This is a genomic window from Corallococcus sp. AS-1-12 (assembly GCF_020036995.1).
GTDB lineage: Bacteria > Myxococcota > Myxococcia > Myxococcales > Myxococcaceae > Corallococcus.
Genome location: NZ_JAIQDD010000020.1, coordinates 1 through 15673 on the forward strand (window position 1 = coordinate 1; position 15673 = coordinate 15673).

Annotated in this window: 10 protein-coding genes; 5 read left to right on the forward strand and 5 right to left on the reverse strand. The window is 72.0% G+C overall.

Going from position 1 to position 15673, the window contains the following annotated elements; all coding sequences use genetic code 11:
* Nucleotides 1-170 precede the first annotated feature (170 nt).
* From K8556_RS26415 to K8556_RS26425, 3 genes are all read left to right on the forward strand, one after another.
* Nucleotides 171-947: an IS5 family transposase gene (locus K8556_RS26415; protein ID WP_223742870.1), complete on the forward strand. Its 777-nt coding sequence runs from the start codon at nucleotides 171-173 to the stop codon at nucleotides 945-947.
* A 22-nt stretch (nucleotides 948-969) separates the two neighbouring features.
* The gene (locus K8556_RS26420; RefSeq protein ID WP_223742871.1) at nucleotides 970-2274 is read left to right on the forward strand and encodes a glycoside hydrolase family 2 TIM barrel-domain containing protein; all 1305 of its coding nucleotides are present in this window, start codon (nucleotides 970-972) and stop codon (nucleotides 2272-2274) included.
* Between the two features lie 129 nt (nucleotides 2275-2403).
* Complete coding sequence (locus K8556_RS26425; protein WP_223742872.1) at nucleotides 2404-3423, forward strand: hypothetical protein; 1020 nt, start codon at nucleotides 2404-2406, stop codon at nucleotides 3421-3423.
* A gap of 10 nt (nucleotides 3424-3433) precedes the next feature.
* Here the strand turns inward: K8556_RS26425 and K8556_RS26430 are convergent, their stop codons facing one another.
* The 5 genes from K8556_RS26430 to K8556_RS26455 all read right to left on the reverse strand — a co-directional run bounded on the left by K8556_RS26430 (nucleotide 3434) and on the right by K8556_RS26455 (nucleotide 13030).
* Complete coding sequence (locus K8556_RS26430; RefSeq protein WP_223742873.1) at nucleotides 3434-5983, reverse strand: hypothetical protein; 2550 nt, start codon at nucleotides 5981-5983, stop codon at nucleotides 3434-3436.
* A 96-nt stretch (nucleotides 5984-6079) separates the two neighbouring features.
* Complete coding sequence (locus K8556_RS26435; RefSeq protein WP_223742874.1) at nucleotides 6080-8596, reverse strand: hypothetical protein; 2517 nt, start codon at nucleotides 8594-8596, stop codon at nucleotides 6080-6082.
* A gap of 365 nt (nucleotides 8597-8961) precedes the next feature.
* The gene (locus tag K8556_RS39535) at nucleotides 8962-11100 is read right to left on the reverse strand and encodes an FUSC family protein (RefSeq protein ID WP_304504003.1); all 2139 of its coding nucleotides are present in this window, start codon (nucleotides 11098-11100) and stop codon (nucleotides 8962-8964) included.
* Between the two features lie 157 nt (nucleotides 11101-11257).
* Nucleotides 11258-12334, reverse strand: coding sequence for a hypothetical protein (locus tag K8556_RS26450; RefSeq protein WP_223742875.1), 1077 nt, complete (start codon nucleotides 12332-12334; stop codon nucleotides 11258-11260).
* A gap of 135 nt (nucleotides 12335-12469) precedes the next feature.
* Nucleotides 12470-13030 carry a DUF2378 family protein gene (locus tag K8556_RS26455; RefSeq protein WP_223742876.1) on the reverse strand — a complete coding sequence of 187 codons (561 nt, stop codon included), beginning with the start codon at nucleotides 13028-13030 and terminating at the stop codon, nucleotides 12470-12472.
* A gap of 228 nt (nucleotides 13031-13258) precedes the next feature.
* Between K8556_RS26455 and K8556_RS26460 the strand changes: the two genes are divergently transcribed.
* Together K8556_RS26460 and K8556_RS26465 are read left to right on the forward strand one after the other, a co-directional pair.
* Nucleotides 13259-14701, forward strand: a complete 1443-nt coding sequence (locus K8556_RS26460) for a hypothetical protein (protein WP_223742877.1) — start codon at nucleotides 13259-13261, stop codon at nucleotides 14699-14701.
* A 94-nt stretch (nucleotides 14702-14795) separates the two neighbouring features.
* Nucleotides 14796-15659, forward strand: a complete 864-nt coding sequence (locus tag K8556_RS26465; RefSeq protein WP_223742878.1) for an ATP adenylyltransferase — start codon at nucleotides 14796-14798, stop codon at nucleotides 15657-15659.
* Nucleotides 15660-15673: the final 14 nt, after the last annotated feature.

Here is a 15673-nt window from a genome sequence, read left to right on the forward strand (position 1 = left end):
GTCTGCCCCCTCTGCCGCAGGCTCGTCGACGACTCGAACCTGCCGCGCGGCCCCTCACGAATCTGATCAGGTGGTACTAGAGCCGATCTCAGAATTGAGCGGGCAGGCTTGAGGGCGCAGGCCGGGCCGCTGATCGACATGGTGGGGATGGCCATGTTCGAAGCTGACGGGTGGACCTGACGAATGAACAGTGGAGCCTGATTGAGCCGCTCCTCCCCGCGCGGAGGTTGAAGCGGGAGGACCGGCCCGGGCGAACGCCTACGCCCTCGCGGGCGCTGTGGGACGGCATCCTGTGGATTCTGCGGACCGGTGCGCAGTGGAGCGAACTGCCGAGGGGGAAGTACCCGCCCTACAAGACGGTCCACCGCTGGCTTCAGGGATGGGGGAAGGACGGCACCTTCCGGGCGGTCCTGCGTGCCTTGGCCCTGGACCTCAAGGATCGCGGAGGCTTTGACCTGGAGGAAGGCTTCGTCGATGCGTTCTTCGCCTCGGCGAAAAAGGGGGGCCCCTGCGTCGGGAAGACGAAGCGGGGCAAGGGGGCGAAGGTCATGGCAGATGCAGACGGCGCTGGTCTTCCTCTCGCCATTGGCGCGGCAAGCGCTTCTCCCCCTGAAACCAAACTCCTCGAGGCCACCCTCGACGAAAGCCTCCTCGACGAGCTTCCCGAGAGGCTCATCGGAGACAAGGCCTACGACGCCGACAAGCTCGACGAGCGACTGTGGCGCGAGCGCGGAGTGAAGCTGATTGCCCCGCACCGCCGCGGGCGCAAGACGAAGACGCAGGACGGGCGTGAGCTCCGCCGGTACCGACCGCGTTGGAAGGTGGAGCGACTCTTCGCCTGGCTCCAGAACTTCCGTCGCCTCGTGACTCGCTACGAGGTGAGGCTGGAGAACTTCCTCGGCTTCCTCCATCTCGGCTGCATCCTCATCCTCTTGAGGCAATTCTGAGATCACTTCTAGACTCCCTGTCATGGCTACTGCCCGCCCCGTCGCCGCTGGTGTGCTGCTGTTGATCGCGCTCCTCCTGCCCACGTGGGACGTGGAGGCTCGCACCGCCATCGTGAAGGCAGGGGAGGGCTGGAAGTTGGAGGTGGATGGACAGCCCTATGTGGCGAAGGGCGTTACCTTCAGTGGCACGGGCGGGCCCGCGAACTTCGACAGGGATTGCGAGCAGCTCAAGGCCCTGGGCGTCAACACGCTGCGCACCTGGGGCACCGGGGATGAGACGGCCGCGCTGCTCGATGCCGCGCAGAAGCATGGCCTGCGCGTGCTCGTCGGGCTTTGGCTGCGGCCGGGCCGTCCGGGTATGGAGAATGACGACGCCTTTGACTACGTGCGCGACGCCAAGGGTCGTGAGGCGCAACTCCAGGCCACGGTCGCGCAGGTGCGCCGCTTCAAGGACCACCCGGCGGTGCTCGCCTGGGGCGTGGGCAACGAGGTCATCCTCAACTCGCCGGATGAGCCGTCGAAGGTCGCCTACGCGCGCTTCCTGGAGAAGGTCGTCCGCGCCGTGAAGAGGGCGGACACCGGGCACCCGGTGCTGTCCGTGGATGCATGGACGCTGGGCATCCCGCTCTGGGAGAAGTACGTCCCCTCGCTGGATGCGTATGGCCTGAATGTCTACGGCCGGGGCATCCACGCGCTGGCGGACGCGGTGAAGCAGGCCGGTGGGCGCAAGCCCTGGTTCATCACCGAGTTCGGTGCCCAGGGCGAATGGGAGGTCCCGAAGGACGCTCGCGGTGTGCCCCAGGAGCCGGGTGATGGGGAGAAGTACGACGTCATCGTGGACGGCTGGCGCAACGCGCTGGCGCCGCATGTCCAGGCAGGGCGGTGTCTGGGATTGTTCGTCTTCAACTACAGCGCGGCGCTGGACCACGGAGGCCTGTGGCTGGGGATGCTGTCCGGTACGTCCAGACGGCCGGCGTGGCACGCGGTGCGAGAGGCATACACGGGCGTGAAGCCGGCGCCCGCGTTGCCTGTTCCGGTGCGCCTGGAGGTCCTGGGCCTGGAGAAAGGCTGGGCGACCGTGGCCTTCGACGTCACGTCCTCCACGCCGCTGGAGGTCTCCTTCGCCTACAACTTCCGGGGCGCGCCAACCCGGGCGGAGCGCGACCGCGTGACGGTGCTGGAGTCCCGGAAGGGGAGCACTCCTGGTGCGTGGCGGGTGCGCCTGCCCGTCGTGACAGGCGCCATCAAGCTGTATGGGCTGGCCAGGGACGGCACGGGGAACCTGGTCGCGGCCACGACGTCCGTGGCGGCTCCCGCGACTCCCTGAGGCATTGCGCTACAGTGCGCCGCCATGTCCTGGCGTCTGCTGGTCCTTTTCCTGCTTTGCCTTTCAACGGGTTGTGGCCATTCCGGTCTTCCCCCACCCACGGCGAGTCATGGTCATTTGTCATTGGCCATGCATGCCTACCTGGACGACCCCAGCTCTTATGAACGCCGTGTCGCCCAGGCCACGAACCTCGGGTACTTCACCCCCAAGGCGTCTTCCTTGGAGGGTGCTTCCCTGGAGCTGGAGCCGGATCAGGCTCCTCGTGTCTTCGAAGAGGTCCTCCAGGTCCTGAAAGGGAATCCCTCCGACGACGTGCTTCGCCGCGCATTGGAGGACCTGCGGGCCGCGTGCGATGCCGACTACGAGAAGGCCTGCGTGTTCTTGAAGGAGGAGGTGCGGGGGCCGGTCAAGGTGGCGGGCGAGGTGGTGCACCCCCTGGAGGGCGGTGTGAGGCGCCGCGGTGCCCAGTTCGCGGTGATCGTCCTCGATTGCCGGCTGGAGGTGGATGGGCGCCTGCATGCCTGTCAGGTCATCGAGGATGGGCCGAACCAATATGCGGCGCGCCTCATCGCGCAGCTCTCCGTGCACCGGTACACGCCGTGGATGCTGGCGGGACATCCGATGAGCAGTCCGTACTCCGTCAACTTCAACCTCCAGTACGGCAGCAGCCGCGCACTGGAGTTGTCCACGGAGCAGAAGCTGCAGTGGGCCCGGCTGCGGGTGGCCTGGTCTCCCCGGAGTCCGTCGGCCTGGACCAACCTGGCCGCGCAGCTCGCCGTCCATGCACCGGCGGATCTGGATTATCCCGGCGCGCTGGAGCGGGCCTACGCGCTGTCGCCTGGATTCTGGTGGACCGCCACGGAGATGGCCTGGCAGCGCATCCAGGCGGGCCAGCACGCCGCCGCGCTGATGGCGCTGCGTCCCGTCATCCGCCGCTCCTCGCTGGGCGAGCACCCCAACCCCTACGTGCTGGAGACCGCCGCCGCCGCGCACTTCGGGCTGAAGCAGTGCACCGAGGCGCTGGCGGAGCAGCGCAAGGCCGTGGAGCTGATGCCCGCGGAGTGGCCCGCGCCCGAGAAGATGCGTTTCCAGGCCAGGCTCCAGGACTACCAGGCCGCCTGCACGCCTTCCGCGCCAGCGGCTCCCTGAACTCCCGCGCTCAAGGCGCCTTGGGCTGGTCCTCCGGGAACTGACGCAGCCATCCAGGCGCGAGGTTGGCATTGGCCTTCAGCGCGGCGTCCCGGTCCGCGCGGGCCTGGGCCGAGCCCGGGTCCTTCGTGCGCAGGAGCGCCGCGCGCAGCAGCAGGGCCTCCGGCCAGTTCGGGCGCTCCTTGAGCAACGCGTCCACCAGCGTGAGGCCCTTTGCCAGCAAGGACTCCGCGTCCTGTCCGGCGGCCTTCCTCGCCACGGCCCGGTACCGGTTCAACTCGCCCAGGGCCAGACGGACCTCCTGACTCCGGGGCGCGTGCTCCAGGGCCTTGGTGAGGTTCGCCTCCGCGGCGTCGAAGTGCTTCTGCGCCTCATGTGGATCCGTCCGGGCCGTCCACCGGGCCATCAAGAGAGAGTCCTCGCCCGCGATTCGCAGGTATTGGGGGCGCCTGAACAAGGCAAGCCGGGCGAGCAGGTCGATGGACTTCGCCGCGCGGTCGAAGGTGGGCTGCGGATCCCGCCCCTGCTCCAGCAGGAAGCGCGCCTGGAGTTGAAGCGCCCGCATGAGGCCCATGATGGCCTCCGCGTTCGTGGGGCCCTCGGGCATGGCTTGGAGATAGAAGGCCTCGGCCCTGTCCACGTGGCTGGAAGGATCCTCCCCTCGCCACAAGGCGTACTCCGCTCGGAGCGCATGGATGTCCGCCTGCGCCCGCTTCCCCGGGCCATGCCCGGAGTCCAGCGTCGTGGCTTCTGCCTGTGCCGCCTCCGCGGCATCGAGCAACCGGGTGGGATCGCCTCCGCGCGCCCATCGCTCCTTCGCCTGCTCCAGGAAGACCTGGCCCAGAACGTGATGCAGGGACGATTCACGCGGATGCGCGGTGAGGCCGTCGCGAAGGCGGGCCTCGGCGGTCTTCCATGCGCTACCGGCGTCCTCGCCCCGGGCGCGGTGGCGCAGCGCCTTCGCCATCTGGACATGGGCTCCCAAGAGCCACACCCCATGCGCCTTCGTTTCGAGGGAACGCGCCTTGGTCCAGGCCTGCTCCGCCAGGTCCAGGTCCGCTGCCCCGTCCACCGTCAACGGGTCCATGCCCCGCTCCACGAGGAGCTCCCCGAACCGGAGCCAGTACGTGGAGACACGGGGTTCGCGCGCGAGGACGGTCCGCCAGACGTCGAGCGCCTGGTCCCGGTGCGCGCCGTGCCGGTCCCCGACCCGGGGGCCTCCCCATCCGTTTTCGACCGCCGCCCAGTGCTCCAGGAGCCGGGCGTGCAGCAGGTGGAACGCGAGGTCCCGTTCGGCCGGGGGAACGGCCTTCAACAGGTCCTCCTCCGCGGGCTCCAATGAGCCGGAACGGGCCTGCCTCGCCTTCTCCTGCTGGAACACCAGGGTCCGGATCCGTTCCATACCGACGCAGCGGTTCGTGGAGTCCCGGGCCAGCATCACGTCCGCGATTTCCTGCGGGTGCTGGGTCAGGTAGCCGCTGAAGGCCTCCTGGAGCAGGGGATGCTCCACCAGGGCATTCAGCAGTCGCAGCCGCTCACAGGCAGGGCCGGAGGCGGCGGGGTTGATCCGGGACGCCGCGTCCAGTGCGCTGAAGGCACGGCCCGCGGGCCCCAGGCCCTCGGGGCCGCTGAAGGACATGATGCCGGGCACCCGCTCCTCGCGGTCGTAGGAGGGCATGGTGCCGGGCGGATCCGTAGGGATGAAGGCGATGACGGCGGATTCGAACCGGACCTGCGCCAGGTGGGCCTGCATCCGGCTCTCCGCCGTGCTCCTGGCGGCATCCAGGGACTTGCGGCCGTGCTCCAGTCGCGCCCGGGCCGCGCCCTCCTGGCCTTCCTCCCACAACTGGGCGGCGCGGAGCAGCAGCACGTCCGCGCGCAGCAGCGGCGCCTCGACGAACCAGGGATGCGAGGCGGCCAGGGGCTCCAGCAGGGCCGCCGCCGCGTCCAGCCTGCCCTCATGAAAGGCGACGAGCGCCGCGAGGAGGTTCGCCGACGGAGCCTCCTTCTCCCGGGCCTGACGAAGCAGGGCGAGCACCGGCTCTCGGTACTGACGTTCCGTGTCCTGCTCGCGCACCCGCCGCTCATCCGGATCCAGCACCGTCAACGCCGTGATGCGCTGCTCGCGGTAGCGCTGGCTGAGCGCCAGGGCCCGGACCCACGCCACGGAGGGCTCACGGAAGCCCGCGCTCCACGCGGTCTCCAGGTGCTTGATGGCCGCGTCCAGGTCGCCCAGGGCCAGTGCCCCCCGCCCGAGCGCGGCGTGTCCGGGCCCCTGGGCCCCGGCACCTCCGAGGGCCATCTCCTTGGACAGCTTCATCATCCAGCCGCGCAGCTCCGCCTGCTCCGCGCGCGCGTCGTGCACCCGGGTCAGGTCCACCGCGCGGGCCCGCGCCTCGATGCGCTCGGCCTCGAAGGTGAAGTGCGAGGCCCAGGCGGTGTCTTGCTGGGAGCGGTGGGTCGACGCGCAGGCCGAGGCCGCGACGAGCAGCAGGACCTGTGAGGCCAACACCGCGCGCCTGGACCAGCCCGAGGTCGCGTCGTTCTGGGAGTCTTTCAAGCGGACGGCTCCAGGTGTTCCGGAACAGGTTTCATTCCAGGGGATGCAGTTTGACGACGACACGGGTTTTGCCCCGGAGCCATTCCAGCCTCGCGCTCACGGCTTGAGTGGCGGGTCCTCCGGGAACAGACGCAGCCACCCGGGCGCGAGGTTGGCATTGGCCTTCAGCGCGGCGTCCCGGTCCGCGCGGGCCTGGACCGAGCCCGGGTCCTTCGTGCGCAGGAGCGCCGCGCGCAGCAAGAGGGCGTCGGGCCAGTTCGGACGCTCCTCGAGCAACGCGTCCGCCAGCGCGAGTCCCTTCGACAGGAGGGGCCCTGGATCCTGCTTCGCCGCCTTGCGCGCGACTGCCCACTCCCGGAACAGGTGGCCCTCCTCCAACCGGATCTCCTGATTCGAGGGCTCCAGCTTGAGGGCCTCCGCGTAGTTCTGCTCCGCGCCGCTGAACTGCTCCTCCGCCTTCCGCGGATTCGTGCGTGCCGAATGGCGGGCCCGTAGACCCAAGGACTCGCCGATGGCCCGATGATGCACGACGCGGTCACGGCCGAGCCACGATATCCCGTCGTTCTCGCCGTGCGGGCGCATGAGGAGGGGCTCCGGATCACGGCCCTGCTCCAGCAGGTGGCGCGCCTGGAGGTGGACCGTCTTCCCGAGGCCCACGAATCGCTCATCTTTCTGCGCCTGGAAGGAGGGACGTGTCTGGAGGTAGAGCGCTTCCGCCCGGGCCGCCTCCCCGGTGGGATCCGCTCCCCGGCGCCAGGCGTACTCCGCTCGCGTCACGATGACCTCCGCCTGCCCGAACCTTCCCAGGTTCAGGTAGGGCGCCAGCGCCGTCGCCTGGGCCTGGACCGCCTCCGCCTTGTCGAGCAGCGCGCTGGGATCGCCTCCGTGCTCCCAGGCCTCCTTCGCCTGTTCCAGCAGGAGCCGTCCCAGCTCATGTTGCAGGGAGGGATTGCGTTTCTGCCGGAAGTACTCGGAGTCGAGGTAGGCCACGGCCTTCTCCAGGTTCGGTCCGGCCTCTTGCCCCCGGGCCCGGTGCCGCTGGGCCTGCGCCACGCGGATGCGCGCCTCCAGGAGCCACACCTCGGGGGCTCGCGTGTTGACCCTGACGGACTTCTCCCAGGCCGCTTCCGCCTGCGCCAGGTCCGCGAGGGCGTCCTTCGTCGCCGGATCCATCCCCCGGGCCAGGAGCAGTTCCCCCAGCCGGACCCAGTACGTGGGGATGCGCGCCTCGAGCGCCAGCGCGCTCCGGTAGGCTTCGATGGCCTGCTCCCTGCGCTCCCAGCCAGGAGATGCGTCGTTGATCCTCCCCACCAGGAGGAGGGTGTCCATCCAGGCACGCAGGAGCCGGGCTCGCAGGAGGTGGTACGCGAAATCCCGTGCGGGAGGCGGCGTGGTCTCCAGCAACTCCAGGGCCTCCTTGAGCTGCTTGCCCCCAGCGGTGTTCTTCCTCAGGGCCTCCTCTGCCTCCTGCACCAACGCCCGGCTCCACTCCGCGCGGCCACACGTGCTCGCCGGCTCCAGCTCCAGGACGTGTTTCGCGGCCTGGATGGCATGCTGGAGCAGGGCTCCTGGGAAGGGCTCGTCGCGGTCCGGGCGCTCCGCCACCGTGTTGAGGAAGCGCGCCTTCTCGCAGGCGAACCCGGCGTTGCCGGGATCCACCCGGGCCGCCAGGTCCAGTGCCTCGACCCCCCACTTCGCCGGGCCGGGGTCTCCACCGGTCAAGAGCAGCACGGTGCCGGAGAAGTCGGGACGGGTGAGGTTCATCGCGGCGGTCTCGAAGCGCGCCCGCGCCAGGTGGGCCGGGGCGAAGCTCTCCGCGGTGGACGCGGCCTCCTGGAGCGTCTGGCGTCCGGCCATCAGGTCCTCGCGGGCATGGACCTTGTCGTCCTTGTGCCAGCGTTGGGCGGAGCGCAGCAGGAACACGTCCGCGCGCAGCAGCCGCGCTTCCACGAACCACGGGTGCCGGGTGCCCACGGACTCCAGGAGCGCGAGCGCCGCGTCCAGGCGGCCCTCGTGCAACGCGATGAGCGCCGCGCCGAAGTCCGCCGACGGAACCTCCGCCCCCGCCGCCTGTCGCAGCAGCGTGAGCACCGGCTCCCGGTACTGGCGATCGGCGTCCTCTTCCCGCACCTTGCGCTCATCCGCGTCCGGCGTGGCAATCGCAGCCAGCCGCAGCACGCGGTAGTGCTCGCTCAGGGCCAGGGCCCGGGCCCACGCCACGTGAGGCTCGCGGAAGCCCGCGTTCCAGGCGGCCTCCAGGTGCGTCCGTGCCTCCGCGTCCCGGCCCAGCGCGCGCGCCCCGCACCCGAGCGCGTAGTGCCCGGGCCCCTGCGCCTCGGGGCCGCCCAGCGCCATCTCCTTCGACAGCGCCTCCATCCAGGCACGCAGCTCCGCCTGCTCCGCGCGCACGTCGTGCAGCCGGGTCAGGCCCACCACGCGGGCCCGCGCCTCGATGCGCTCGGCCGCTTCGGTGAAGTGCGACGCCCAGGAGGTATCCCGCCGGGAGGGAGCACGGGTCGCGCAGGCCGATGCGGCGACGAGCAGCAGGACCCACGACGCCCACGCCGCGAGCCTGGGCCATCCTGGGGTCGAGTTGTTTGGGATGTCTTTCAAGGCGACGGCTCCAGGTGCGTTCCGGATGATGTCTCTTCCCAGATGACGCACCCTCGCGTCATCACGGTTTGCGCATGGAGGCCTCATTCGTCCGGCACAGGGGCGTCCCGACCCTGCCCGCGAGTCATGGCCATCTGCTGTCCGCGATGGAGGACGTCCAATCGAAGGGGGCCTCCCTTCGACGGGGCTCTGGGACCTTGCGCTGGGGGACGAGGTCGCGCCGCGATCTCCGCTCAAAATCGAGCAGAACCTCGCGGCGCTGAAGGCCGTGGAGCTGCTGCCCGGGGAATGGCCCGCGCAGGAACGGGAGCGTTTCCAGCGGAAGCTCCAGGACTACCAGTCCGCCTGCGCCGCGCCCAAGGCCGTCAGCGCAGCGACGGATCCTCGCTGATCCGCGCCACCGCGCCGTGCAGGATGCCCAGTTGCCGGGGCACGCGCTCCAGGAGCGCGCCCAGCACCGGGTCATCGCTCGTGCGCGGCAGCGCCAGGGCCGGCAGGGGCGGGGGCTCGCGCCGCTCCTGCAACGCGCGGGCGAGCAGCTCCAGGCTGTCGCTGGCCCGCTGCGCCAGTTGCTGCGGCAGGACGGACGTCGTCCTTCCCTCGAAGCGCCCCGTGCCCAGCGCCGTCACCGCCAGCGCGAACCTGCGCGCGTAGGTGAGCAGCGCCATGCCCGGCTCCAGGTGGCCGGGCGGGCCCCGGTACTCCGTCATCAACCGCTGGAAGGACGACTCCGCCTCCAGCAGCGCCTGGTCCAGGCGGCGGCGCTCCTCGTTCACCGCGGGCTCCGTGCCGCTGCGGTGCGTGGCCAGTTGTTGCAGGTACTTCCCGTCCGCGCGCAGGGCGGAGGCCGCCGCGTCCGGGAAGCGGCGGCGCTCCGGGCTGGGCCACAGCGTCCAGGCGCCCACCAGCGCCAGCGCCCCCGCGATGAGCACGCCCAGCGAGCGCTGCGACGCCACCGTCCAGTCCCCGGAGCTGAGCGTGGCCATCAAGAGGTAGTCCGGCGTGAGCAGGACCTGGAACGCGCCGAAGTTCAGCGGCAGCAGCGCCACGGAGATGGCCGTCAGCGCGCTGATGACGGCCACCATCATGGGCGGCGTGTGCACCAGGGTCGCGATGAGCGCCGCCAGGCTCGCGCCCATCAGCGTCCCCAGCGTGCGCTGGAGCACGCGCTCCTCCGTGCTGCCCGCGTAGGGCTGGAGGATGGAGATGACCACCAGGCTCACCCAGTGCGCGTCGCCCACCTGCAAGGCCCGCGTCAGCCCCAGCGCCGCCGTGGCCACCATGCCCGTGCGCAGCGCGTGCCGCAGCACCACCGAGTCCGGGTGCAGGTGGTCGCGCACCGGCTGCCAGAGCGAGAAGCCCGGCGCCTGCCTGGGGCCGCCCACCCGGCCCCTGCCTCGCGCCGACACCGGGTCTCCGAAGAGCAGGCCCGACGCCGTCTCGTGCGCCACGCCCGCGTGCTCTCGCAGCCGGTCCAGCAGCGTGGCGACGTGCGTGGACAGCGGCCCCTCCGCGCCCTGACGCACCGGTGGCGCGGCCATCCGCGCGGGCTGCCGGCGCCGGGGCCTCAGCGCCAGCCGGGGCGGCTCTCGCATGCCCTCGTTGCGCTCCTGCCGCAGCGCCCGCGACACCCATTGGTCCATCGCGCCAAAGGCCTCGCACAGCTTGACGACGCGCTCGCGCGTGGCGTGCATGTGCGGGTCGCGCCCCACCACCTGCATCGCCTCCGCCAGCGCGCTGAGCAGCGCCACCATGGGCTCCACCAGCTCCACCAGCACCAGCAGGTGCTCGCCGCGCTCGGACTCGTCCGGCCTCCCGCGCCGCGTGGCCGCGAGCACGTCCCGCGCATGTTCGACGTCCGGGCGCAGCCTCGCGTGGCGCTTCAGCCCCGCCGCCCATTCCTCGGGCGAGGCGCCGTCCCGCGTGGCCCTCCCCAGCTCCTCCGCCGCGAGCGCGAGCCCCGCGTACACCCGCGCCACCGCCCTGCGCGCGGGGCGGTAGGGCCTGAGCGGCCACAGCAGCAGGGAGAGCGTCATCGCCCACAGGCCCCCCAGCAGCAGCGCCGCGCCTCGCAGCAGCGCCTCTCGCGGCGAGGAGGTGGGCGCGCCCAGCGACACGACGAAGATGACGGCGAGCTGCCCTCCCACGGAGCCCGCGGTCTCGCCGTAGCAGCGCGCGAAGTTCGCCGCCGTGACCCCCAGGAAGAGCAGCGTGGCGTCCACCTGGTACGTGTGGCCCGCGGGCGCGGCGAGCAGGCCGACCAGCGCCCCCAGCACCGTCACCACGCCCATCACGCGTGCTCGCACGTGGTAGGAGCCCCCCTTGTCCGCGAGCGTGACGAGCAGCCCCGTCAGGCCCGCCCAGCCGGCCTCGGGCACGGTGAGCAGGAAGGACAGGCACAGGGGCAGGGCGGTGGCGACGGCGGCCCGGATGCCCGCCCACAGGGCCGGTCTTCCGGGCTCCACCCGGAGGAGCGACTGGAGGTGTCTCCACAGTCGGTGCATGGGTCTCGGGGGAGCGGCGGGCCGTCACCCCAGAGGGTGGCCACGGCCGTCCCCATCCACAGCCGGAGGCAGCCTCTTCCCCCGGGACCCGGGCGATGCCCCGGGCCCCGTCCCACCAGCCCCTCCCCCCCGGAAGGCGGAGGCGGGCGGCCCGGCGTCAGCCCGTCCCCCGCGCGGTCTCGCCGCCGGGCGCTGGCTCCGCTTCGAGCGCGGTGCCGTCCCAGGGGATGTAGCGCACGCCCGGCATCGGCTCCGGGGCATGGAACTCCAGCGCGCCCACGGCGGAGGTCAGCTTCGCGGTGGGCTTCCACGCCGCGAAGGGGTGGGGCCGGGAGAAGAGCTGGACTTCACAGCGGGCCACGTCGCTCTGGGCCACCAGCACGTCCCAGCCCTGGGGGTCGCGGTACGCGTAGCCCACCAGCGTGCGCGGGTCGCACCACGCGCGGCCCTCCAGGGCCACGGTGGCGGACGCGGCGCGGAAGGACAGCTCCCCGGACGCGGGCGACGTCACGCGCGACAGCAGCACGTGGGGCATCTCGTGGAACGTGTGCTCGGCGTCTCGCGTGCGCAGGTAGATGGGCGAGAGCTGGGGGTGGCCCCGCTTGCGCCGCGCGCGCACCGCCATGATCTCCAGCCGCGCGTCCGGGTCCTCGGCGAAGCGCGGGCAGTACAGCCACGTCAGCTCCTCCAGCCGCCGGTGGCCCCACAGGTGCTTCTGCAGGCCGGGCGCGCCCTTCACGTCGATGCGCTCGCCGTCCACCGTCACCGTGCCCTCGAAGAGGACGTCGTCGTGCACGTGGGCCACGTGCGTGGGCAGGGGCAGCAGCGCGGTGCCTCGCGGCTCGCGGCGCACCGGCTCCGGGTGTCCGCCCTGGAAGCGCAGGTCCCACGCGATGGCGTGCCCGCCGCTCTTCACCTGACCGTGGACGTGGCCGGGCCTCAGCTCCGAGTCCGCGATGCGCACGCCGCCGTCCGGCAGCGCGGTGAACGCGGAGGCCGGATGGATGGCCTTGAGCGCCACCGCGGGCCGGTCCTGGGACGCGCAGTCGAACGCCGCCGCCCACAGCGTGGCGCGAGGCTCACCGCCGCTGCCCGGCGCGGGCGTGAACAGGGTGTAGCGCAACCACCAGGCGCGGTCTCCGCCCGGGTCGAGCACCACCAGGAACCAGATTTCGAAGAACCCCTGCTGTTGACCGTTCCAGCGCGGCAGGTTGGCGCGCTTGCTCGACGGCATTTGGATGAATCCCCCTCTTCGCGCGGCCGTTCACGGCCCGGACGCCGCGCGCAGGCCCTCACGCTGGCAGAAGGGGCCCGGTGCGGGCAAGGGGCCCCGGGGTCGCGGATCCGCGAGCAGGGGGACGCCGGTGACTCAGGAGCCCGGGGCGCCCCAGGACACGCGGTACGTGACGCTGTCGTCGTCGAACTGGACCACGTCCACCTGCGTGGCCGGGCCGCTGGCGGCGCGCACCGTGGCCAGCATCACGCCCTGCTTGAAGTAGCGCAGCAGGCCGGGCTCGTTGAGCCACAGGTCCGCCTCGCGCTCGCCGCGCTCCGTGATGCGCACCTCGGTGTAGTTGTTGCCGGTGCGGAAGCTGTGCTGCGTGCGCAGCAGCATCCGCTTGGGCCCGATGAGCCGCAGCACGCCCAACAGCGCCCGGCCCACCATCGTGTCGCGGTAGCCGTCGATCATCCGCTCGCCGAGCATCCGCCACGCCACCGCGTCCGGCTGCTCCGGGTGCAGCGTCTTCGCCGTCAGCGCCACGCAGCGCGTCCACGTGTCCAGCGAGTACGCGGGCTGCAGGGGCCGGTCCAGGTCCAACCCCTCCTTGCGCAACTGCTCCTTGAGGGCGAAGGGCACCTTCCCGGAAAGTCCCCGGACGAAGAGTCCTTCGACGATGGTCGGGAATACGAGTTTCTCGGCGGTGGCCATGGGTGCCATTCCGCACGCCACCGCGTGTCCTGGTCAAGACCTACCGCCCGGGTGGCGTCCAACGCCCGAAAGCGAGCTCGGCCTCCAGGGCCATTCCACCCGCCCCGGCGCCCGTGAAACATCGCGTGTAGCTCCGCAATTCACGCAAGGCGCGTAAACACTCCCAGCCTTCGCGGGGCGCGCCCATCTGGTAGCGTCCGGGCGCCCCCCGGCTTCCCCCTGGCCCTGATGACGTCCCGTGTCCTGACGTGCCTGCTCCTGTCCGTGCTGTGCGCGCTCCCGGCGCTGGGCGCCCGCCCGGTGCCCGCGCCCGCCGCGGACGGCATGGCGATGCTCCAGCGGGTGGACACGGCGCGCGTCCAGGGCAGCCCCAGCACGCTGCGCACGGAGCTGGACGCGTTGCAGGCGAAGGCGCCCAAGGACCCCATGCCCCGGGTGTACCGGGCCTTCCTCGCGCTGCCCTCGGACGAGAGCTTCAGCGAGTTCAAGGCGCTGGCGGTGGTGTACCCGGAGAACCCGTGGCCGCACGTGGGGATGGGGCTCGTCTACGTGCGCTGGGGCATGTTGAAGGACGCGGCCGCGCCGCTGGAGACAGCGCGCAAGGCGGTGCCCGGCTTCGCGCCCGCGCTCTGGGTGGACGGCCTGCGGCTCCAGGCGGAGGGCCGGCCCGCGGAGGCGGAGGCCCGGCTGCGCGAGGCGCTGGCGAAGCTGGACATCCCGCGCTTCCGCACGGACCTGGCGCTGCTGCTGGCGGGCCGTCCGGGGGGCGCGGCGGAGGCGCGCGCGCTGCTGGTGCGCTCGGTGAAGGACTGGCCCGAGCAGCCGGAGGCGCTCCAGGTGCTGTCGCGGCTGGCGCGCGAGGCCGGGGACGCGAAGGCGGGCGCGGAGGCCGGGGCGCTGCTCGTCGCGCTCCAGCCGCATGACCGCGAGGCGCACCGGCGTCAGGCGGAGGCGTGGCTCGCCGCGGGCGACAAGGCGCAGGCGGCGAAGATGCTGGAGCGCTACGCGACGCTCGGGGGCGCGGACGCCGCGGTGCTCGCCTCGTGGGTGAAGCTCAACGTGGAGCTCGACCGGCCGGACGACGAGGCGAAGGCCCTGGTGCGCCTGGCCGCGGCGACGCCCAGGGACCCCGAACCGCTCCTGCGGCTGGCGACGCTGGCGGAGGCGAAGCAGGACGCGGCCGGCACCGAGGCGCGGTTGGAGCAAGCGGTGGCGGTGGCCCCGGAGCGCGCGGACATCCAGGTGCGGCGGGCGCGGCTGCTCCTCAAGCAGGAGCGCTACTTCGAGGCCGTGCCCGCGTACCGTGCAGCGCTCGCCGCTCCGGAGCGGCCGGTGCCCGAGGCGGCGGAGGAGGCCGCCCAGTTGAGCCGGAAGCTGCACCTGCCCGCCTCGCCCGCGAAGGGCACGGTGGAGCAGATCTACGACCGGGTGTCGCTGGGGCTGGTGGCGCTGTACCTGGAGCACCTGATGGAGAAGCCGGACCTCAAAGGCAACCTGAAGGTGCGCGTGGACCTGGACCCCACCGGGAAGGCCACGAACGTGGAGGTGCTCTACGACAGCCTCCAGGACGTGCTCATCACCCACAGCGCGCGCGTGGCCTTCATGGACGCCCAGTACCCGCCCGGCAGCGAGCCGCAGGTGTACCAGTACGTCTTCCGCCCTCCGCGCTGAGGCGGACATCCGGAGCGCCCCCCTTCCGGAGGCGGGTTGACGCTCGGGGCGGCGGAGGGCACAGACTGGGAGGCCCCGCGCCAGGAGCCCGCCCGTGAACGCCGCACCGCTGACGCCCGCCGCCCTGTGGCCCCGCACGCTGGACGTCACCCGCCACGCGCTGGAGACCGGAGCGCTCCAGCCCATCGCCACGGAGGCGCGCACGGTGCCGGTCGCGGGCACGGCGTTCCAGGTGCGCGTGCTGGGGCGGGTGGCGCTCAAGGAGCGCAAGCGTCCGCCCGTGACGGGCACGGAGCCGTTCAACCCGTTCGCGGACCCGGAGCCGGACCTGGTGCTGGGGGCCGTGGCGCCCGCGCACGTGTGCCTGCTCAACAAGTTCAACGTCGTGGAGCACCACCTGCTCCTGGTGACGCGGGCCTTCGAGCCGCAGGACGCGCTCCTGACGCTCGCGGACTTCGACGCGCTCGCCACGTGCCTGGAGGGGCTGGACGGGCTGGCCTTCTACAACGCGGGGGAGACGGCCGGCGCCAGCCAGCGCCACAAGCACCTGCAACTGGTGCCGCCGCTGGGGCCGGACCGCCTGCGCGCGCCGGTGGAGGCGCTGTTGCCTCCACTGCCGGGGCCGGGCCGCGTGGTCGCCGCAGACTCGCTGCCGTTCGCGCACCTGCTGGCGGGCCTGGGGCCGTGGGGCGCGCCGGGGCAGGGCGCGCGGATGCTGGCGGCGTACCGGCTGCTGCGGGACGCGCTGGGCCTGGCGGAGACGGCGCCGTACAACCTGCTCGTCACCCGGGACTGGATGCTGCTGGTGCCCCGGAGCCGCGCGGAGGCCCTGGGCGTCAACGTCAACGCGCTGGGCTTCGCCGGGTCGCTGCTGGTGCGCACGCCCGAGCAGTTCGACGCGGTCGCCGCGCTGGGGCCGCTGGAATTGCTGCGCCAGGTCGCGGGCGTCGCTCCGTAGGGAGTGTGCATCCG

Excerpts from the sequence above, each read along its gene's own strand:
- K8556_RS39535 (WP_304504003.1), bottom strand. The coding sequence starts at position 11,100 with ATGCACCGACTGTGGAGACACCTCCAGTCGCTCCTCCGGGTGGAGCCC.
- K8556_RS26425 (WP_223742872.1), top strand. The coding sequence starts at position 2,404 with ATGCATGCCTACCTGGACGACCCCAGCTCTTATGAACGCCGTGTCGCC.
- K8556_RS26450 (WP_223742875.1), bottom strand. The coding sequence starts at position 12,334 with ATGCCGTCGAGCAAGCGCGCCAACCTGCCGCGCTGGAACGGTCAACAG.
- K8556_RS26455 (WP_223742876.1), bottom strand. The coding sequence starts at position 13,030 with ATGGCCACCGCCGAGAAACTCGTATTCCCGACCATCGTCGAAGGACTC.
- K8556_RS26460 (WP_223742877.1), top strand. The coding sequence starts at position 13,259 with ATGACGTCCCGTGTCCTGACGTGCCTGCTCCTGTCCGTGCTGTGCGCG.
- K8556_RS26420 (WP_223742871.1), top strand. The coding sequence starts at position 970 with ATGGCTACTGCCCGCCCCGTCGCCGCTGGTGTGCTGCTGTTGATCGCG.